At 73.6% G+C, this 19543-nt stretch carries 15 protein-coding genes; 12 read left to right on the top strand and 3 right to left on the bottom strand.

Annotated elements, in window-relative coordinates:
* Positions 1–57: 57 nt before the first annotated feature.
* The 10 genes from Q0994_RS13960 to Q0994_RS13915 all read left to right on the top strand — a co-directional run bounded on the left by Q0994_RS13960 (position 58) and on the right by Q0994_RS13915 (position 14230).
* Entirely contained in the window at positions 58–747 is a 690-nt protein-coding gene (locus Q0994_RS13960; RefSeq protein WP_299533857.1) for an SDR family oxidoreductase, read from the top strand.
* Positions 748–842: 95 nt separating this feature from the next.
* Positions 843–1868, top strand: coding sequence for a methionine synthase (locus tag Q0994_RS13955; RefSeq protein ID WP_299533854.1), 1026 nt, complete (start codon positions 843–845; stop codon positions 1866–1868).
* Between the two features lie 63 nt (positions 1869–1931).
* Positions 1932–4220, top strand: a complete 2289-nt coding sequence (gene ligA, locus Q0994_RS13950) for an NAD-dependent DNA ligase LigA (protein WP_299533852.1) — start codon at positions 1932–1934, stop codon at positions 4218–4220.
* Positions 4221–4631: 411 nt separating this feature from the next.
* Positions 4632–6773 carry a bifunctional diguanylate cyclase/phosphodiesterase gene (locus Q0994_RS13945; RefSeq protein ID WP_299533850.1) on the top strand — a complete coding sequence of 714 codons (2142 nt, stop codon included), beginning with the start codon at positions 4632–4634 and terminating at the stop codon, positions 6771–6773.
* Positions 6774–6933: 160 nt separating this feature from the next.
* Positions 6934–7230 carry an Asp-tRNA(Asn)/Glu-tRNA(Gln) amidotransferase subunit GatC gene (gene gatC / locus Q0994_RS13940; RefSeq protein WP_015036350.1) on the top strand — a complete coding sequence of 99 codons (297 nt, stop codon included), beginning with the start codon at positions 6934–6936 and terminating at the stop codon, positions 7228–7230.
* A 5-nt stretch (positions 7231–7235) separates the two neighbouring features.
* Positions 7236–8738 (top strand): Asp-tRNA(Asn)/Glu-tRNA(Gln) amidotransferase subunit GatA, encoded by a 1503-nt coding sequence (gatA, locus tag Q0994_RS13935; RefSeq protein WP_299533817.1) that lies wholly within the window; start codon positions 7236–7238, stop codon positions 8736–8738.
* Between the two features lie 5 nt (positions 8739–8743).
* Positions 8744–8977: a hypothetical protein gene (locus tag Q0994_RS13930; RefSeq protein ID WP_299534173.1), complete on the top strand. Its 234-nt coding sequence runs from the start codon at positions 8744–8746 to the stop codon at positions 8975–8977.
* Between the two features lie 16 nt (positions 8978–8993).
* Positions 8994–10502: an Asp-tRNA(Asn)/Glu-tRNA(Gln) amidotransferase subunit GatB gene (gene gatB / locus Q0994_RS13925; protein WP_299533815.1), complete on the top strand. Its 1509-nt coding sequence runs from the start codon at positions 8994–8996 to the stop codon at positions 10500–10502.
* 242 nt (positions 10503–10744) lie between these two features.
* A complete protein-coding gene (locus Q0994_RS13920) occupies positions 10745–11983 on the top strand; it encodes an SLC13 family permease (protein WP_363325553.1) in 1239 nt (412 codons plus the stop codon).
* A gap of 144 nt (positions 11984–12127) precedes the next feature.
* A complete protein-coding gene (locus tag Q0994_RS13915; protein WP_299533813.1) occupies positions 12128–14230 on the top strand; it encodes a phosphocholine-specific phospholipase C in 2103 nt (700 codons plus the stop codon).
* A 17-nt stretch (positions 14231–14247) separates the two neighbouring features.
* Here the strand turns inward: Q0994_RS13915 and Q0994_RS13910 are convergent, their stop codons facing one another.
* On the bottom strand, positions 14248–15180 hold the full coding sequence (locus tag Q0994_RS13910) for an alpha/beta fold hydrolase (RefSeq protein WP_299533810.1): 933 nt from the start codon (positions 15178–15180) through the stop codon (positions 14248–14250).
* 287 nt (positions 15181–15467) lie between these two features.
* Here Q0994_RS13910 and Q0994_RS13905 point away from each other — a divergent pair, with 287 nt between their 5' ends.
* Complete coding sequence (locus tag Q0994_RS13905; protein ID WP_299533808.1) at positions 15468–16079, top strand: hypothetical protein; 612 nt, start codon at positions 15468–15470, stop codon at positions 16077–16079.
* 46 nt (positions 16080–16125) lie between these two features.
* Here Q0994_RS13905 and Q0994_RS13900 read toward each other — a convergent pair whose 3' ends face one another.
* Both Q0994_RS13900 and Q0994_RS13895 read right to left on the bottom strand, forming a co-directional pair.
* The gene (locus tag Q0994_RS13900; protein ID WP_299533805.1) at positions 16126–17328 is read right to left on the bottom strand and encodes a sorbosone dehydrogenase family protein; all 1203 of its coding nucleotides are present in this window, start codon (positions 17326–17328) and stop codon (positions 16126–16128) included.
* A 126-nt stretch (positions 17329–17454) separates the two neighbouring features.
* Positions 17455–18411 carry an aldo/keto reductase gene (locus Q0994_RS13895; RefSeq protein WP_299534169.1) on the bottom strand — a complete coding sequence of 319 codons (957 nt, stop codon included), beginning with the start codon at positions 18409–18411 and terminating at the stop codon, positions 17455–17457.
* A 164-nt stretch (positions 18412–18575) separates the two neighbouring features.
* Here Q0994_RS13895 and Q0994_RS13890 point away from each other — a divergent pair, with 164 nt between their 5' ends.
* Positions 18576–19526 (top strand): 2-hydroxyacid dehydrogenase, encoded by a 951-nt coding sequence (locus Q0994_RS13890; protein WP_299533803.1) that lies wholly within the window; start codon positions 18576–18578, stop codon positions 19524–19526.
* The last annotated feature ends 17 nt before the right edge of the window (positions 19527–19543 follow it).

Below are 19543 nucleotides of genomic sequence, written 5' to 3'. Positions count from 1 at the left end.
CCGGCGGGACGGGGCGCGGCCGGCGGGACGGGGCGCGACCGGTGGGATCATGGGCGCATGGCTACTCACCTCATCACCGGCGCCGGGTCCGGCATCGGAGCGTCCGTCGCCCGCCGCCTGCTGGAGCGCGGCGACGACCTCCTGCTGCTGGCCCGCGACGCGGGCCGCGCCAAGGAGCTGGCCGCCCTCCACCCCGGCGCCCGCACCCTCGTCGGCGACCTCGGCAACCCCGACCGGCTGTCCTGGGCCTTCGGCCAGCAGACGATGCCCGACCGGCTCGACTCGCTGCTGCACGTCGCCGGGGTGGTGGAACTCGGCCCGATCGGCGAACTCACGCCCAAGGCCTGGCACTTCCAGCTCAACACCAACCTGGTCGCCCCCGCCGAGCTGACCCGGCTGCTGCTGCCGCAGCTCCGCGCCGCCCGGGGCCACGTCCTGTTCGTGAACTCCGGAGCCGGACTGGCCGCCCACGCCGAGTGGGGCGCGTACGCGGCCAGCAAGCACGGCCTCAAGGCGCTCGCGGACTCGCTCCGCCACGAGGAGCGCGCCCACGGCGTCCGCGTCACCTCCGTCTACCCCGGCCGCACCGCCAGCCCCATGCAGGAGAAGGTCCACCGGCAGGAGGGCAAGGAGTACGACGCCGCCCGGTGGATCGACCCCGAGTCGGTGGCGACCACTCTCCTGATGGCGCTCGACCTGCCGCGCGACGCCGAGGTCAACGACCTCACGGTCCGCCCGGGGCGCTGACACTCCGCCCGCCGCCCGTCCCTGCGTCCCCGGCCCATCGGCGCCCCCGGGCACCGATGGGCCGGAGTGCCGCGCGGGGTGCGTAGGCTTCCCGCGTGAGCGAGAAGAGCAGGTTCAGCGGGACGGCGGCCACCGGAATCGGGTCGATGCCGGGTGGAGACGCGCGGGAGGCGGCCAAGACCGTCAGCGGGTCCTTCGCGGACGGACAGGGCATGCCCCACCTGGCGGAACTCCCGGCCCGGGGTCCCGGCGCGGACATGATCGGGCGGACCGTCGGGCTGCTCGTCGAGATGTACGGACACGTCGAGCCCAGCGGCTGGCGGCTCGGTGACCGGCCCGGCCGCGACACCCGCAGGGCCCGCTCCTGGCTGGGCGAGGACCTCGATGCTCTGGAGGAGTTCACCCAGGGCTACACGGGCCCGCTGAAGGTGCAGGCGGTCGGCCCCTGGACCCTCGCCGCCGCCCTCGAACTCCCGCGCGGCGAGGCGGTCCTCGGCGACCCCGGCGCCTGCCGCGACCTGGCCGGATCACTCGCCGAGGGGCTGCGCGGCCACCTCGCGGAGGTCCGCCGCCGGGTGCCGGGCGCCGACGTGGTGCTCCAGCTCGACGAGCCCTCGCTGACCGCCGTCCTGCTCGGCCGGATCAGGACCGCCAGCGGCTACCGCACCTACCGGGCCGTGGACCGCCAGATCGTCGAGGACGCCCTGCGCGACCTGCTCGCCGCCAACGGCGAAGGACCGACCGTCGTGCACTCCTGCGCCCCCGAGGTGCCGTTCGCCCTGTTGCGGCGCGCCGGGGCGGGCGCGATCTCCTTCGACTTTTCGCTGCTCACCGAGCGTGAGGAGGAGGCGATCGGGGAGGCCGTCGAAGCCGGCACCGGCCTCTTCCTCGGCGTGGTGCCCGGCACCGACGCGGCCTCGGGCGCATTGTCGGACCCGGGCGGTAGCGTCATGGGTGTCAGGACGCTGTGGAGCAGGCTGGGGCTGGATCCGGGGACTCTCGCCGAGTCCGTCGTCATCACCCCGTCGTGCGGCCTCGCGGGCGCCTCGCCCGCGTACGCCCGTGCGGCACTGGCCCACTGCGCCCGGGCCGCGAGGTCGCTCGCGGACAACCCTGAGTGACGGGGTGGCCGCCGCGGCGGCGTGGCGCGACGGGGACGACGGGACCGACGGGAGGACGGGACGATGGCCGGGGAAGAGTTGATTCCACAGGAGACGACGGTGCCGGCGGAGGCGCGCGAGCGGCACGCGCTGCTCGCCGAGCAGATCGAGGACCACCGCTTCCGGTATTACGTCCACGACCAGCCGGTCGTCAGTGACGCCGAGTTCGACCGGCTGCTGCGCACCCTCCAGGAACTGGAGGACGAGCACCCCTCGTTGCGCACCCCGGACTCGCCGACCCAGAAGGTCGCCGGTCCGTACATCACGGAGTTCAGCTCCGTGGCGCACCGCGAACGGATGCTCTCCCTGGACAACGCCTTCGACGACGAGGAGCTGGCCGCCTGGGCCGAGCGGATCGCCCGGGACGTCGGCTCGCCGGGGTACCACTTCCTGTGCGAACTCAAGATCGACGGACTCGCCGTCAACCTGACGTACGAGCACGGCCGGCTGACCCGGGCCGCGACCCGCGGCGACGGCCGCACCGGCGAGGACATCACGCCCAACGTCCGGACCATCGCCGAGATCCCGCACCGGCTGAAGGGCGACCGGATCCCGGCGCTGGTGGAGATCCGCGGCGAGGTCTTCTTCCCGATGGAGGACTTCGAAGGGCTGAACGCCCGGCTGGTGGAGGCCGGTGACAAGCCCTTCGCCAATCCGCGCAACGCGGCGGCCGGTTCACTGCGCCAGAAGGACCCCAAGGTCACCGCGACGCGCCCGCTGCACATGGTGGTGCACGGCATCGGCGCCCGCGAGGGGTTCGAGATCGACCGCCTCTCGCACGCCTACGACCTGCTGCGGGAATGGGGCCTGCCCACCGCGCGGCACAACAAGGTCGTGGACTCCCTCGACGGCGTGCGCGAGTTCATCCGGTACTTCGGCGAGCACCGGCACTCCGTGGAGCACGAGATCGACGGGGCCGTGGTCAAGCTCGACGAGATCCCGCTCCAGGGCCGGCTCGGCTCCACCGCGCGCGCCCCGCGCTGGGCCATCGCCTGGAAGTACGCCCCGGAGGAGGTCAACACCAAGCTGGTCAACATCCGGGTCGGCGTCGGCCGCACCGGCCGGGTCACCCCGTACGCCCAGGTCGAGCCGGTGACGGTGGCGGGCTCCGAGGTCGAGTTCGCGACCCTGCACAACCAGGACGTGGTGAAGGCGAAGGGCGTCCTCATCGGGGACACCGTGGTCATCCGCAAGGCCGGCGACGTGATCCCGGAGATCCTGGGGCCGGTCGTGGACCTCCGCGACGGCACCGAGACACCGTTCGTGATGCCCGAGCGGTGCCCCGAGTGCGGGACGGAGCTGAAGCCCGCCAAGGAGGGCGACATCGACCTGCGCTGTCCCAACGCGCGGTCCTGCCCGGCGCAGTTGCGGGAGCGGATCTCCTACCTGGCCGGCCGCAAGTGCCTCGACATCGACCACTTCGGTTACGTCGCCGCCGCCGCGCTCACCCAGCCGCTGGAGCCCGCCGACCCTCCGCTGCTGGACGAGGGGGACCTGTTCGGGCTGACGGCGGAGCAACTGCTGCCCATCCGCGCCTACGTCCTCGACCAGGACAGCGGGCTGCCCAAGCGCGACCCGAAGACCGGCGAGGAGAAGATCGTCACGGTCTTCGCCAACCAGCAGGGCGAGTTGAAGAAGAACGCCGCCGCGATGCTCCAGGGCATCGAGGCCGCCAAGCAGGCGCCGCTGGCCCGCCTGCTGACCGGACTCTCCATCCGGCACGTGGGGCCGGTGGCCGCCCAGGAACTGGCCCGCCAGTTCCGCTCCGTCGACCGGATCGACGCGGCCACCGAGGAGGAGCTGGCGGCGGCCGACGGGGTCGGTTCGATCATCGCCGCCTCCGTGAAGCAGTGGTTCGCGGTCGACTGGCACCGGGAGATCCTGCGCAAGTGGCGGGAGGCCGGGGTCCGGATGGAGGACGAGGGGGCCGGCGAGGAAGAGGGGGAACGCCCGCTCGACGGACTCGTCGTGGTCGTCACCGGCACCCTCGTCCGGCACACCAGGGACGGGGCGAAGGAGGCCCTGCAGAGCCGGGGCGCGAAGGTGACCGGATCGGTGTCGAAGAAGACCGCCTTCGTGGTGGTCGGCGACAACCCCGGATCGAAGTACGACAAGGCCATGCAGCTGAAGGTGCCGGTGCTGGACGAGGACGGCTTCGCGGTCCTGCTCGACGCGGGCCCGGACGCGGCGCGCGCCGTGGCGCAGACCGCCGAGGAGCCGGCCGAGGGGACCACCACCGAGGAGACCGCCACCGAGGAGCCGACCGAGGAGCCGGCCGAGGAGCCGGCCGAGAAGACCGCCGCCGAGGGGTGAGCGGCGGGGGAACGGCGGGGGGAGCGGGCGGGAGCCGGGAATCGGCGCCGGGCGGAGCAGGGCGGGGCGGGGCAGGTCGGCGGGACACGCGGAGGGCCGGAGGATCCGAGACCCCATCGAGACCCGGCCCGGGAATGGCGCGTTCCGCCGTGGGGAAGAACCCGTCGAACAGGAGGTCGGACCGCCCGTCCGGCCGATCGGAAGCACCCGTCCGGCGCACGGCCGAACCTGACGGGCAGTCGGTCCGCATTCGGGCAAGACCTGCGGAGCGCTGCCCCTGGAGGCCGTTGGCGGCCTAGGGTGGTGGGGTGCGCCTGCCGTGCACGGCTGCGTGGTGGGAGTTGGGTCGCGGTGGCATGGGAGCGGGGGCCGCCGTGTGACATCGGCACCGCAGGCTGTGAGAGGGACGGAATGAAACCGACCGAGAGCACCGCCCCGGTGTCGCGGCTGCAGGGTTTCGTCGGCCGCACGTCGCCCGTGGCCGCGCTCGTGGTGCTGTTCGCCGTCGGGCAACTCGTGGTGGGCTTCTGCACCGCTCTGGCCGGCGGCCGCGCCCTCTTCCCCGACGGCACCTCCGGCTGGTCCCTCGCCCTGCTCACCGGCATCGTCGTCGGCCACCTGGTCGCGCTCGGCCGCGACCGCTGGTGGGGTGGCACCGGCTCCGGGGCCGCCCTCACCCTCGCCGTGCTCCTGCTGCACGGCTGGGTGCCCGCCGGACTGGTCAGCATGATCGTCGTGGTGCTGGTCGGCGTCGCCCGCCGGCACCGCTGGTGGCAGGGGGTGCTGCACGGCGCCGTGGACATCCTCGGCCTCGGCGCGGCGGCCCTGGTGCTGGCCGGGTTCGGCGTGGTGCCGACCGTCGAGACCCCCTGGCAGCCGCTGCACTGGGGCGTCGGCGCGCTGCCGCCCGTCCTGCTCTCGGGCGCCACCTACCTCCTCGTCACCCGTGTGCTGCTCTGGTACGCCCGCGCCCCCCAGGGCGGCGGGCTGCCGACCATCGCCCGCACCGCGCTGCTGCGCCAGGGCCTGGTGGCGGTCGCCCTGCTCGGCATCGCCCCGCTGATCTGCGTGGTGGCCATGGCCATGCCGATACTGCTGCCGCTGTTCGCCATCCCGCTCATCGCCCTGGACTCCACCCTGTGGATCGCCCGCGCCCGCGCCGAGGAGCAGCTCCGGGACCCGTTGACCGGGCTGCCCAACCGGCAGTGGCTGCTGGAGCGCACCTGGGCCACCCTGGAGGAGGCGGAGCCGCTCGGGGCGCGTACCGCCCTGGTCCTGATCGACCTCGACCGCTTCCGGGCCGTCAACGACACGCTCGGACACCTGGCGGGCGACCGGCTGCTGCTCCAGATAGCGGACCGGCTCAGACTCGCCCTGCCCCGGGGAGCGGAGGCGGCGCGGCTCGGCGGCGACGAGTTCGCCGTCCTGCTGCCCCACACCGACTCCATCACCAGCGCCAAGCGGGTGGCCCGGCAGCTCGTCGCCGAGCTGTCCTCGCCGCTCGACCTGGACGGCCTGACCCTGGTGCTGGAGGCCAGCGCCGGCGTCGCGGTCCACCCCGAGCACGCGGTGGACGCCGAAGGGCTGCTGCGCCGCGCGGACGTGGCGATGTACCAGGCGAAGCGGGACCGCAGCGGCGTCGAGGTGTACGAGTCGAAGCGCGACAGCAACACCCCGGACCGGCTCGGCCTGCTCGGCGACCTGCGCCGGGCCCTGGACGCCGGCGAGGTCGAGCTGCACTACCAGCCGAAGGTCCGCTTCGACGGCCAGGTGGCCGGCCTGGAGGCCCTGGTGCGCTGGGTGCACCCGGAGCGCGGCCGGGTCCCCCCGGACGAGTTCATCGCCATCGCCGAGTCCTCGGGCCTGATGCCGCACCTCACCGAGTACGTCCTGGAGACCGCGCTGGCGCAGGTCGCCCGGTGGCGGGCGCAGGGCCTGTTCGTGCCCGTCGCGGTGAACGTCTCGCCGCGGGACGTGCACACCCCCGGCTTCGCGGGCGGCGTCGCCGCCCGGCTGGCCCGGCACGGTGTGCCGCCCGGCTCGCTCCAGCTGGAGATAACGGAGCACGTGCTGCTGGAGGACCCGCAGCGCGCCGCCGACACCCTGGCCGGGCTGACCGGGCACGGCGTGAAGATGTCCCTGGACGACTTCGGCACCGGCTACTCCTCCCTGGTCCACCTGCGCCGGCTGCCGGTGAGCGAGCTGAAGATCGACCGCTCGTTCGTGGCCCGGCTGGCGGTCGACCACGAGGACGCCGAGATCGTGCGCTGCACCATCGACCTGGCGCACTCGCTCGGGCTGCTGGTCGTCGCCGAGGGCGTGGAGGACGACGAGACCTGGGAGCGGCTGCGCGACCTGCGCTGCGACGCGGTCCAGGGCTGGCTGGTCGCCGCCGCGATGCCGCCGCAGGAGACCACCGCCTGGCTGCTGGCGCGCGGCGAGCACGGCTGGCGGCGGCCCGCCGAACTCGAGGCCGCCGCGGCGGCGGGGGCGGCCGAGCTGGAGCAGCGGCCCTCCGGCCGCACGGTCAACTCGGGTCCGCCGACGGGCTGAATCCGCCCCGGCCGCCGGCCGGCCGCCCAGGGGGCCGCGCGCAGCCCCCGCGGCCCCGCGCGCGGTCCGGGAGGGGCGAAAGGCCGGGTGGCGGTGGCGGTGGCGGCGGACCCCATAGGATTGGGGCCAAAACCACACACCAACCCCTGAGGATCGCTGCATGCCTGGCATCACGCGCGAGGAGGTCGCCCACCTCGCCCGGCTGGCGCGTCTGGAGCTGAAGGGCGAAGAGCTCGATCACTTCGCCGGTCAGCTCGACGACATCATCGGCGCGGTCGCCCGCGTCTCCGAGGTCGCCGACCAAGACGTCCCGCCGACCTCCCACCCGCTGCCGCTGACCAACGTCATGCGCGCGGACGAGGTCCGTCCGTCGCTCACCCCCGAGCAGGCGCTCTCCGGCGCCCCTGCCCAGGAGCAGCAGCGTTTCAAGGTGCCGCAGATCCTGGGGGAGGACTAACAGCCATGACGGACCACAGCACCATCATCAGGCTCACCGCCGCCGAGACGGCCGCGAAGATCGCCTCCGGCGAGCTCACCGCCGTCCAGGTCACCGAGGCCCACCTGGCCCGGATCGACGCCGTCGACGAGAAGGTCCACGCCTTCCTGCACGTCGACCGCGAGGGCGCTCTCGCCCAGGCCCGCGCCGTCGACGCCAAGCGGGAGGCCGGCGAGAAGCTCGGCCCGCTGGCCGGCGTACCGCTGGCGCTGAAGGACATCTTCACCACCAAGGACATGCCGACCACCGTCGGTTCGAAGATGCTCGAGGGCTGGGTGCCGCCGTACGACGCGACGCTCACCCGCAGGCTGCGCGACGCCGACGTCGTCATCCTCGGCAAGACCAACATGGACGAGTTCGCCATGGGGTCCTCCACCGAGAACAGCGCCTACGGCCCGACCGGCAACCCGTGGGACCTCACCCGCATCCCCGGCGGCTCCGGCGGCGGCTCCTCGGCCGCGCTCGCCTCGTACCAGGCGCCGCTCGCCATCGGCACGGACACCGGCGGCTCCATCCGCCAGCCCGCCGCCGTCACCGGCACCGTCGGCGTCAAGCCGACCTACGGCGGCGTCTCCCGCTACGGCATGGTGGCCTTCTCGTCCTCCCTCGACCAGGGCGGCCCCTGTGCCCGCACGGTCCTGGACGCGGCGCTGCTGCACGAGGCCATCGCCGGTCACGACGTGATGGACTCCACCTCGATCGACGCCCCGGTCCCGCCGGTCGTCGAGGCGGCACGCAACGGCTCCGTCGAGGGCATGCGGGTCGGTGTCGTGAAGCAGTTCTCCGGCGAGGGCTACCAGGCCGGCGTCGTCCAGCGCTTCAACGAGTCGGTCGAGCTGCTGAAGTCGCTCGGCGCCACGATCGTCGAGCTGGACTGCCCGTCCTTCGACCTCGCCCTTTCGGCGTACTACCTGATCGCGCCGTCCGAGTGCTCCTCCAACCTGGCCCGCTTCGACGCCATGCGCTACGGCCTGCGGGTCGGCGACGACGGCACGAAGTCAGCCGAGGACGTCACCGCGCTCACCCGCGAGGCCGGCTTCGGCGACGAGGTCAAGCGCCGCATCATCCTCGGCACGTACGCCCTGAGCTCCGGCTACTACGACGCGTACTACGGCTCGGCCCAGAAGGTCCGCACCCTGATCACGCAGGACTTCGAGAAGGCGTTCGAGCAGGTGGACGTCATCGTCTCGCCGACCACGCCGACCACCGCCTTCCCGATCGGCGAGCGCGCCGACGACCCGATGGCGATGTACCTCGCGGACCTGTGCACCATCCCGACCAACCTCGCGGGCAACTCCGCCATGTCGCTCCCCTGCGGCCTGGCCCCGGAGGACGGCCTGCCGGTCGGGCTGCAGATCATCGCCCCCGCCATGAAGGACGACCGGCTCTACAAGGTCGGTGCCGCCGTCGAGGCCGCGTTCGTGGAACAGTGGGGGCACCCGCTGCTCGAGGAGGCTCCGTCGCTGTGAGTGCCATGGCCAAGAAGGCTCAGAACTTCAAGAAGTCCAAGACCGGGCTGTACGTGTCGCTGGGCAGCACCGCCTTCGGTGCCCTCAGCGTCGCCAAGCAGGCGAAGCTCGCGCGCAACGACAACGACGTGCTCCGGCTCGTCGACGCCGCCGTGTCCGCCGCCGCCATCGTCACCGGCCTCGCGATCCTGTACCGCGAACTGAAGCGTCTCGGCGACGACGACGTCCTGCTGGGCTGAGAGGGAAAGTTTCACCGTGACTGTCATTGACCTGGTGTCGTACGAGGACGCTCTCGCGGCGTACGACCCCGTCATGGGCCTCGAAGTCCATGTCGAGCTCGGCACCAAGACGAAGATGTTCTGCGGCTGCTCCACGGAGCTGAAGCAGGACGCCAACTCGCAGACCTGCCCGGTCTGCCTGGGGCTGCCGGGCGCGCTGCCGGTGGTCAACGAGATCGGCGTCGAGTCCGCCATCAAGATCGGTCTCGCGCTGAACTGCGAGATCGCCGAGTGGTGCCGCTTCGCCCGGAAGAACTACTTCTATCCGGACATGCCGAAGAACTTCCAGACCTCCCAGTACGACGAGCCGATCGCCTTCAACGGCTACCTGGACGTCCAGCTGGAGGACGGCGAGGTCTTCCGCGTGCAGATCGAGCGCGCCCACATGGAGGAGGACACCGGCAAGTCGACGCACGTCGGCGGTGCCACCGGCCGCATCCACGGCGCGTCCCACTCGCTGCTGGACTACAACCGGGCCGGCATCCCGCTCATCGAGATCGTCACCAAGCCGATCGAGGGAGCGGGCGCCCGCGCCCCGGAGGTCGCCAAGGCGTACGTCGCCGAGCTGCGCGAGCTGATCAAGGCGCTCGGCGTCTCCGAGGCCCGGATGGAGATGGGCCAGATGCGCTGCGACGTCAACCTGTCGCTGCGCCCCAACGGCACCGAGCCGCTCGGCACGCGTTCGGAGACGAAGAACGTCAACTCCCTGCGGTCCGTCGAGCGGGCCGCCCGCTTCGAGATCCAGCGGCACGCCGCGGTGCTCTCCTCCGGCGGAACGATCGTGCAGGAGACCCGGCACTTCCACGAGGAAGACGGCTCCACCACGTCCGGCCGGATCAAGGACAACGCCGAGGACTACCGCTACTTCCCGGAGCCGGACCTCGTCCCGGTCGCCCCGTCCCGCGCGTGGGTCGAGGAGCTCCGTGAGGGGCTGCCCGAGCTGCCCCGGGTGCGCCGCAACCGGCTCCGCGAGGAGTGGGGCGTCTCCGAGTTCGACATGCAGTCGATCCTCAACGCGGGCGCGGTCGACCTGATCGTCGCCACCACCGAGGCGGGCGCCCCGTCCGACCAGGCCCGCAAGTGGTGGATGGGCGAGCTGGCCCGCAACGCCAACGAAACGGGCCGCGGCCTCGACGAACTGCCCATCACTCCGGCGCAGGTCGCCCGGGTGACGGAGCTCGTCGCGTCCGGCGACCTCAACGACAAGCTGGCCCGCCAGGTCATCGAGGGCGTCCTCGCGGGCGAGGGCGACCCGGACACCGTCGTGGAGAAGCGCGGCCTGAAGGTCGTCTCGGACGAGGGCGCGCTGTCCACGGCCGTGGACGAGGCCATCGCCGCCAACGCGGCCGTCGCGGACAAGATCCGCGGCGGCAAGGTGGCGGCGGCCGGCGCGCTCGTCGGCGCGGTCATGAAGGCCACCCGCGGACAGGCGGACGCGGCCCGGGTGCGCGAGCTGATCCTGGAGAAGCTCGGCGTCGAGGGCTGATCCGGCCCGCGCCCGGCCGGCCGTGCGCACGACTTCGCACGCGCGGCGTCGCATGCCGGGCGCACGCACGGCCGGTCCGGCCGTACACGGACGAGGGGCGGCACTCCCACCGGGGGTGCCGCCCCTTCGTCGGCCCGTCGCCCGGCCGCGTCCCCCTTCCCGTCCCCCTTCCGTCTCCTCTCCGGCCGTCCCCGAGGCGGCCCGCCGCTCCGGAGCCCCCGCTGAACACCGTCCTGCCCGCGATCCTCTCCGTGGCGCTGCTCCTCGCGGTCCTGGCCTTCGCCGTGGTACGCCCCCGCGGTCTGCCCGAGGCGGTGCTCGCGGTGCCCGCCGCGGCCCTCGTCGTCCTCGTCGGGGCGGTGCCGCCGACCGAGGCGTGGGAACAGATCCGCAGCCTGCTGCCGGTGGTCGGCTTCCTCGCCGCCATCCTCGCGCTGGCCCAGCTCTGCGCCGACGACGGCCTGTTCGCCGCCGCCGGCGACCTGGTGGGCCGGCTCTGCGGCGGGCGGACCCAGCCGCTGCTCGGCGGGGTCTTCGTCGTCGCCGCACTGATCACCGCGGTCCTCTCGCTGGACGCCACGGTGGTGCTGCTGACCCCGGTGGTCTTCGCCACCGCCGCCCGCGTCGGCGCGCGCCCCCGCCCGTACCTCTACGCCTGCGCGCACCTGGCCAACTCCGCGTCGCTGCTGCTGCCCGTCTCCAACCTGACCAACCTGCTGGCGTTCACCGCCAGCGGCCTGTCGTTCACCCGGTTCGCCGCGCTGATGACGCTGCCCTGGCTGGCCGCGATCCTGGTGGAGTACGTCGTCTTCCGCCGCGTCTTCGCCGACGACCTCGCGGCCGGGGCGCGCGCCCCGGAGGAGACCGACGAGCGGCCGGCGGTCCCGGTCTTCACCCTGGTGGTGCTGGCGCTGACCCTGGCCGGATTCGTCGTCACCTCGTTCGCCGGCGCCGAACCCCTCTGGGCGGCGCTCGCCGGAGCGGCGGTCCTCGCCGTACGCGCGCTGCGGCGTCGGGAGACCACCCCGGCGGGCCTGGTGCGCTCGGCCAACCTGCCGTTCTGCCTCTTCGTGCTGGCGCTGGGCGTGGTGGTGCAGGCGGTGGTGGACCACGGGCTGGGCACCGGCATCGGCGAGGTGCTGCCCGACGGTTCCTCGCTGCCGGCGCTGCTCGCCGTCGCCGGAGTGGCGGCGCTGCTCGCCAACCTCATCAACAACCTGCCGGCGATCCTGGCCCTGCTCCCGGTCGTCGCGGCGGCAGGCCCCGGACCTCTGCTCGCCGCGCTGATCGGCGTGAACCTCGGCCCCAACCTCACCTACGTCGGCTCCCTGGCGACCCTCCTGTGGCGCCGCATCCTGCACGCCCACGACGTCACCCCCGACCTCGGCCACTTCACCCGCCTCGGCATCCTCACCGTGCCCGCCACCCTCGCCGTCTCCACGGTGGCGCTCTGGGGGTCGCTGCACCTGATCGGGGTGTGACCCGGGGCCGCCGTCGGCGCGGGCGCGCCGCGCGGGACGCGCCCCCGCGCGTCCGACGTTCACCGGCGGGCCGCGCCGCGGTCTTTCCTCGGCCATCCGTACTGCGTAGCTTCCCCGGCGTACGCACGGAACCGGGAGGCTCACTTGACCACGAACATGTCACGCCGGCGGCTCTTCGCACTCGGGGGCGGGGCGCTCGGCGCCGCGGCCGCCGGGTCGTTCCTCCCACCGTCGCTGCACGCCGCGATGGCCGCGACGCCGGTGCGGCCCGGGGGCGGGCTGCACGACATCCGGCACGTGGTCGTCCTGATGCAGGAGAACCGTTCGTTCGACCACTACTTCGGTGCCCTGCGCGGGGTGCGCGGGTTCGGCGACCGCAACGCCGTCGAACTCCCCTCCGGCCGGAGCGTGTTCGAGCAGCCCGGACCCGCCGGCACCACCGTGCTGCCGTTCGGGGTGCGTGGGGCGGCCGAGGCGCAGGCGAAGCAGCTTCAGTACATCGGCGCCCTCGACCACTCCTGGAACGGCGGGGCGACCGCCTGGGCCGACGGCTGGATGAACGGCTGGGTCACCGCGAAGACCGCCGCGACGATGGCCCACTACGACCGCCAGGACCTGCCGCTGCACTACGAGCTGGCGGACACCTTCACCGTCTGCGACGCCTACCACTCCTCCGTGCACACCTCCACCAGCCCCAACCGCAACCACCTGTGGAGCGGGAAGACCGGGTTCGAGACGGACGGCGACCGGGCCGTCGGCAACGACGCGTACGACGAGGCGAGCCACCCGGGCTACGGCTGGGGGACGTACGCGGAGCGGCTGGAGAAGGCCGGCCGGAGCTGGCGCACGTACACCGAGTGGGAGAACTTCACCGACAACCAGATCGAGTTCTTCACCACCTTCAAGGAGATCGCCCGCAAGGCGCTGGTGCGGACCGGCGGCCACACCTACATGGAGTCGTTCTACGCGGCGGTCCGCGACACCGCCGACGCGGCGGAGCGGGAGCGGCTGCTCGGCCTGCTGGAGCAGGGCGTCACGACGCTCACCACCGCCGAGCGCAGCCTGTTCGAGCGGGGGCTGCGCCGGGTGGAGACCGGAGGGCTCGCCGCGGAGTTCGCGAAGGACGTGGCTGCGGGCACCCTGCCGGAGGTGTCCTACCTGGTGCCGTCGGCGGTGGACTCGGAACATCCGAGCGTCTCCTCGCCCGTGCACAGCGCCACGATCGTCTACCAGGTGCTCGACGCCCTCGGCCGCCACCCGGACGTCTGGCGGCACACCGCGGTCCTCATCAACTACGACGAGAACGACGGGTTCTTCGACCACGTGCCGCCGCCCGTCGCACCGCCGGAGGTGACCGAGGAGCGCTGGCAGGGCCGGCCCACCGGGCTCGGGATCCGGGTGCCGATGCTGGTGGTGTCGCCCTGGACCGTCGGCGGGCACGTCTGCTCCGAGGTCTTCGACCACACCTCCGTGGTGCGCTTCCTGGAGCGCTGGACCGGCGTCCGCGAGCCGAACATCGGCGCCTGGCGGCGGCAGGTGGCCGGCGACCTCACCTCGGCGTTCGACTTCGGCCGGGGCCACGGGCAGCCGGCCCTCGAAGCGCCGGGCGCGATCCCGCCGTTCACCGGCCGCTGGCAGCCGAAGCCCCCGGCGGTGCAGCGGATGCCCGAGCAGGAGCCCGGCGTCCGCCCGGCCCGGCCGCTGCCGTACCAGCCCGACGCGCAGGCCCGCACGACCGCCGCAGGGCTGCGGGTGGAGCTGTCCAACACCGGTGCGTCCTCGGCGCACTTCGCCCTGTACCCGTACGCCTCCGAGTTCTCCGCCCCGCTCCACCGCGACGTGCGGCGCAGCTCCGCGTGGACGGTGCCGGTGCCCGACGACCGCTACCGGCTCACCCTCACCGGCCCGAACGGGTTCCGGCGGGAGTTCGAGGGCCCGGCGGGCGGTGGGGCCGAGGTCACCTCGCGCATCGACGCCCACGAGCGCGACCTGCACCTGACCCTGCGCAACGGAGGCCGCCGCACCCTGACCTTCACCGTCCGCCCGCTGCACTACGTGGACGAGGCCGACCTGCGGGACTGGACGCGGACGGTCACCGTCAAGCCGGGCCGCAGCCGCAGCGTGGTGCACTCGGCGGCGGACGCGCACGGCTGGTACGACCTGGAGGTGCGGGCCGAGGGCGAGGACGGCTTCCGGCGGCGGCTGATGGGGCACATCGAGAACGGGCGGCCCAGCGTCTCGGGGTGAACCGGGCGGGGCAGCGGTCAGTGCCGCGCGGCGACCATGTCCTCGATCTCCCGCACGACCAGCGCGGGCCGGTCCTTCGGGACGTCGTGGGAGCTGCCCCGTGCGGTGACCAGCGTCCGGTCCGGCCCGTCCTGGACGAACGCTGCCGCGGCCTCCCGCCAGCGCCGCACGTCCTCGGGGGACCCGTCGAACGGGGTCTTCTCCGAGACGATGACGGTGGCGGGCACCGAGTCCGGCCAGGCCGCCGCGTGGAACGCCTTGCTCGTCTCGACGAAGCTCTCCGCGGTGGCCAGGAGCTGGCGGTCGGCCGGGGTGTCCGGGGCCTTCCGCGCCGCTTCCACGTCGGGCTCGCTGAACGCGACGAGGCGGGCGATCTGCGCGTTTGTGAAGAGCGGGGGCAGGTTGGCGTCGACCAGGACGGCGCCGGAGAGCGTCTTCGGGTGCTGCTCGGCGAAGTAGGTGGCGATCTGGCCGGCCTGGGAATGGGACACCAGGGTCACCTTCCCGGTGACGCCGAGCTGCCGGAGGCCGGCCGCGAGGTCGCCGACGGCGTCCTGGACCTTCCACGGTCCGGGCACCGGGTCGCTGTCGCCGAGTCCGGCCCGGTCGTAGGTGATGACGGTGGCGCCGGTGGCCGCGCCGATCCTCGGCACGAGCGCGTTCCAGTAGGAGGAGTCCTCGCCGCCGCCCGCGTCCAGCACGACGGTGGCGGAGCTCGTGCCCGGTGCGACGTGGAAGGCGAGCCGGTGGCCGCCGTTGTCGACCATGTGCAGTCCGGCGGCGGCCGGCGTGCCGTTGGCCGGGGCGGCGGACGCCGAGGCGGTCCGGGTGGTGGCGGGGCCGCCGTCGTCGGTGCCGCAGGCGGTGGCGGCCCCCGCGACGAGGGCCAGCAGGGCCAGAGCCGACAGGGGCCGCGTCGTGGGGCGTCGGCCGGGCGTGGTGCGGGGCATGTCTGATCCTTCGTGCTGCGGGTGCCGGTGGGGCTGTTCCTCCATCGTTCGGCGTTCCGGGCCCGGCCGGAACCGGCCTGGCAGGTGGATGCGCGGTGGTCCTGGCGCACGGTGCGGGGTGGGGCTGCCACCCCGCACCGGGGGGCCGAACGGCCTGGTGCGGGCCCGCGCCGGAGCCGGTGACGGGGGCGCCGCCGCCCGGCCGCGACCTCCGGGGGCACGGCCGTGACCAGGGAAGGAGGACCCCGTTAAGAACCCTCTCATCCGGGACGCCTAGCGTGCGTCACATGGAAACCACAGGCGCCAAGACCCCCACGACCCCCGCCGCCGAGGACGAGCAGGAGAAGAAGCAGACCTCTTCCACCGGCGTCACGACGCTCGACAAGGACGCCAGGACCGAAGGGTCCGCCGACGCGGCCGGCCCGCACGACACCGAGGACGAGGCGTTCTCCGACGAGGACGCCTCCCTCGACGACGAGCCCGACGCTTTCGAGGAGGCCGCCCGCAACGTCGGGTCGGGCGCCGGAGCGGTCATCGCCGCCGGTGTCGCGGTCGTCTCGCTGGTGGGCGGCTGGACCGGCAAGGTCGCCGCCGAGCGGGAGACGCTCATCGGCCAGATCAAGACCTCCGGCGGCGGCTCGGCCGCCCAGCAGGTCTCCGAGATCTACGGCGACGCCTGGCACACCACCGCGCTCGTCAACGGCGTCTTCGCCGTCATCGCGCTGCTGGTCGGCGTGTTCGTCCTCGTCCGCCCGGCCTTCGGCGCGCCCTCGGACCGCCCGCAGCCGACCTGGATCCGTTCCGTCGCGCTCGGCGGCGTGGTGCTGGCGGCGTTCAGCATCCTCATCTCGGTGGCCATGTACTTCGACCTGATCGTCGGACTGCCGGCCGCCGGCTGACCCGACCGGGGTGCGGCGCGCAGGCCGCGCCGCACCCCGGAGCCGGTCAGTCCACCTCGACCAGCAGGATCCGGTCGTCGCCCGACTCCGGTGTGCCGCGGCCGTCCGTGTTGCTCGTCACCAGCCACAGCCGGTCGCCGCCGGCCGCCACCACCGTCCGCAGCCGCCCGTAACGCCCCTCCAGGAACGCCTGCGGTTCGGCCGACGGCTCCTCGGCCGTGCCCGACAGCGGAACGCGCCAGAGCCGTTCGCCCCGCAGGCCCGCCACCCAGACCGAGCCGGCCGCGTACGCGATGCCGCTCGGCGACGCCTTCGACGTCGGCCACTGGGCGACCGGTTCGGTGAACCCCGGGCGCCCCTTCTCGCCCTCGGTCTCGGGCCAGCCGTAGTTCTTGCCCGGCTCGATCAGATTCAGCTCGTCCCAGGTGTCCTGGCCGAACTCCGAGGCCCACAACCGCTTCTGCCCGTCCCAGGCGAGGCCCTGCACATTGCGGTGGCCCGAGGAGTACACCACCGAGTCCGCCTCCGGATTGCCGTGCACCGGCTCCCCGTCCGGGGTCATCCGCAGGATCTTCCCCGCCAACGAGTCCGGATCCTGCGCCACCTGGTCGTCCCCGGTCTCCCCGGTGCCCGCGTACAGCATCCGGTCCGGCCCGAAGGCGATCCGGCCGCCGTTGTGGACGAAACCCTTCGGGAGGGAACGCAGGACGGTGTCCGGGGCGCCCAACTGCTGCCCGGCGGGCCGCTTCGGGTCGTACGTCATGCGGGCGATCCGGTTGTCGGACTCCGTCGTGAAGTACGCGTACACCTGGCGGTCCGCGCCGAACGTCGCCGGGACCGCGAGGCCCAGCAGACCGCCCTCACCGGCGGGGGAGACGCCCGGCACCGAGCCCAGCAGCGTCTTCTTCCCGGTCTTCGCGTCGATCCGGGTCACCGTCGCCTCGTCGCGGGAGCCCACCAGCAGGTCGCCGCCCGGCAGCGCCGCCAGCCCCCAGGGCGAGTCGAGGCCCTCGGCGAGCGTGGAGCGCACCGTCACCGACCCCTCGGCGGGCGGCGCGGTGTAACCGGGCGAGGCCGACGCGGACGCGCTCGGCGGGGCGGACGGCGCCGACTCCCGGCCGGCCGCGCCCCCCGCCTGCCCGCCGGACGAACAGCCGGCCGTCAGCAGCAGCGAGGCCGCGGCGAGGGCGGCCACCGCCCCCCGGCGCACCACGGGGACACGTACAGATCCGAACACCGCACCGCGCACAGAACCGGTCCTTTCGACGGCCGAGCGACGCGGGGTCGCCCGGCCTCGGTCGTCTGTTCTCGTCGTAGGCCGCACCGCGTCCCGTGGACCGGGTACCCGGTGTCCGGAGATTGTCCCGCGCCCGCCTCAGTCCCACGACCCGCGGGCCGCGGGCAGCGCCGCGATCTCCGCGAGGTCCGCCCCGTCCAGCACCAGCCGGGCGGCGGCCGCGTTCTCGACCGCCCACGCCTCCCGCTTGGCGCCCGGCACGGGCACCACGTGCGGGCCCTGCCGCAGCACCCAGGCCAGTGCCACCTGCGCCGGTGTCGCGCCGTGACGCCGTGCGACCCGGCGCAGCCCGGCCACCACCGGCTGGTTGGCGGCCATCATCTCCGCCGTGAACCGCGGATGCCGGGCCCGCAGATCGTCCGGTTCGAACCCCTGCCCCGGCGTCAGGGTCCCGGTCAGATAGCCGCTGCCCAGCGGCATCGCGGCCAGCAGCCCCACCCCGCGCGCGGTGCACCACGGCAGCAGCGACTCCACCGCCTCCGGCGACCACACCGACAGTTCCGCCTCGACCGCGCTGACCGGGAAGACCTGCTGCACCCGCTCCAGCTGCCGGATCGTTCCGTCGTGCAGCCCCCCGCCGCCCCGCCGCGCGACCCGGGCGCCCGTCGCGCACAGCCCGAGCGCGCGCACCTTGCCCGCCGTCACCAGCTCCGCCATCGCGCCCCAGGTCTCCTCCACCGGCACTTCGGGGTCGGCCCGGTGCAGTTGGTAGAGGTCGATCACCTCGGTCTGGAGCCTGCGCAGGGACGCGTCGCACGCCCTGCGCACGTAGCCGGGGCGGCCATTGGCGACGATGTGCTGGTCGCCCACCAGCAACCCGCCCTTGGTGGAGAGGAAAGCCTGCGACCTGCGCCCCTTGAGCGCCCGCCCGACCAGCAGTTCATTGGTGAACGGGCCGTACATGTCCGCGGTGTCGAGCAGGGTCGTGCCGGCGTCCAGTGCCGCGTGCACCGTGTTCACCGAGCGGTCCCCGCGCTGCTGCGAGGAGCTGTAGCCCCAACTCATCGGCATGCAGCCCAGCCCGACCGCTCCCACCGCGAGAGCCGCCCCGCCGAGCGTCCTGAACTCCACCTGCCCGTACCCTCCCTCGGTCCCGCCCCCGGGGCCGGGCCCCCGCGTCCGGAACCGCGACCGGGACCAAACTAACCTCTGCCGCACCCCCCTTCGCCTCCCGGAGGCGTTCGCATAGCCTCCTGACCATGACTTCCACGACACCCCCCGACGTGTGGCTGCCCTTCCCCGCCGACAGCGTGCCCGGCCTCCCGGACGGAATCCGCCCCCTGTTCTGGGACGGCGGCGAGCAGTTCCCCGCCGATCCGGCGGACTGCGCCTTCTACGTCGTCCCGTACATGAAGGGCCCGGAGATCTCCGTGCGCCCGCTGGCCGGGATGCGGTCCGTGCGGGTCGTGCAGACGCTGTCCGCCGGGATCGACCACGTCGAGCCGGCGCTCGGGCTGCTGCCCGACGGGGTGCGGCTGTGCAACGCCAAGGGGGTGCACGAGGCGTCCACCGCCGAGCTCACCCTGGCCCTGATCCTCGCCTCGCTGCGCGACATCCCCGGCTTCGTGCGCGGGCAGGAAGCCGAGGAGTGGCGGTCGGGCTTCTATCCCGCGCTGGCCGACAAGTCCGTGCTGATCGTCGGGTACGGCTCCATCGGCTCCGCCGTCGAGGACCGGCTCACGGCGTTCGAGTGCGCGCGGATCGCACGCGTCGCGCGCTCCCCGCGCACCACCGCGCGCGGCCCCGTACAGACCCTCGACGACCTTCCGGAACTGCTGCCGCAGGCCGACGTGGTCATCCTCTGCACCCCGCTGAACCGTTCCACGCGGGGGCTCGTGGACGCGAAGTTCCTCGCCGCCATGCACGACGGGGCCCTGCTGGTGAACGTCGCCCGGGGGCAGGTGGTGGACACCGGGGCGCTCCTCGCCGAACTGGAGTCCGGCCGGCTGCGGGCGGCGCTCGACGTCACCGACCCCGAACCGCTGCCCCGGGGCCATCCGCTCTGGCATGCTCCCCACGTCCTCGTCACCCCGCACGTGGGCGGCAGCACCTCCGCGTTCGAGCCGCGCGCCAAGCGGCTGATCGCCGGTCAGCTCACCCGGTTCGTCGCCGGCGAGCCGGTCGAGAACGTGGTGCGCACCACCGGCTGACACCCGCCCCCGGCTCC

Source organism: uncultured Streptomyces sp., assembly GCF_947488945.1.
Lineage (GTDB): Bacteria > Actinomycetota > Actinomycetes > Streptomycetales > Streptomycetaceae > Streptomyces.
The sequence above is the reverse complement of the archived record's forward strand: the minus strand, read 5'-3'. Positions and strand labels throughout refer to the sequence as shown.

Bases quoted from the DNA above. Each gene is read 5' to 3' on its own strand.
- Q0994_RS13960 (WP_299533857.1), top strand. From the start codon at position 58: ATGGCTACTCACCTCATCACCGGCGCCGGGTCCGGCATCGGAGCGTCC.
- ligA (WP_299533852.1), top strand. From the start codon at position 1,932: ATGGCCGGGGAAGAGTTGATTCCACAGGAGACGACGGTGCCGGCGGAG.
- Q0994_RS13945 (WP_299533850.1), top strand. From the start codon at position 4,632: ATGAAACCGACCGAGAGCACCGCCCCGGTGTCGCGGCTGCAGGGTTTC.
- gatC (WP_015036350.1), top strand. From the start codon at position 6,934: ATGCCTGGCATCACGCGCGAGGAGGTCGCCCACCTCGCCCGGCTGGCG.
- gatA (WP_299533817.1), top strand. From the start codon at position 7,236: ATGACGGACCACAGCACCATCATCAGGCTCACCGCCGCCGAGACGGCC.
- Q0994_RS13930 (WP_299534173.1), top strand. From the start codon at position 8,744: ATGGCCAAGAAGGCTCAGAACTTCAAGAAGTCCAAGACCGGGCTGTAC.
- Q0994_RS13910 (WP_299533810.1), bottom strand. From the start codon at position 15,180: ATGCCCCGCACCACGCCCGGCCGACGCCCCACGACGCGGCCCCTGTCG.
- Q0994_RS13905 (WP_299533808.1), top strand. From the start codon at position 15,468: ATGGAAACCACAGGCGCCAAGACCCCCACGACCCCCGCCGCCGAGGAC.
- Q0994_RS13890 (WP_299533803.1), top strand. From the start codon at position 18,576: ATGACTTCCACGACACCCCCCGACGTGTGGCTGCCCTTCCCCGCCGAC.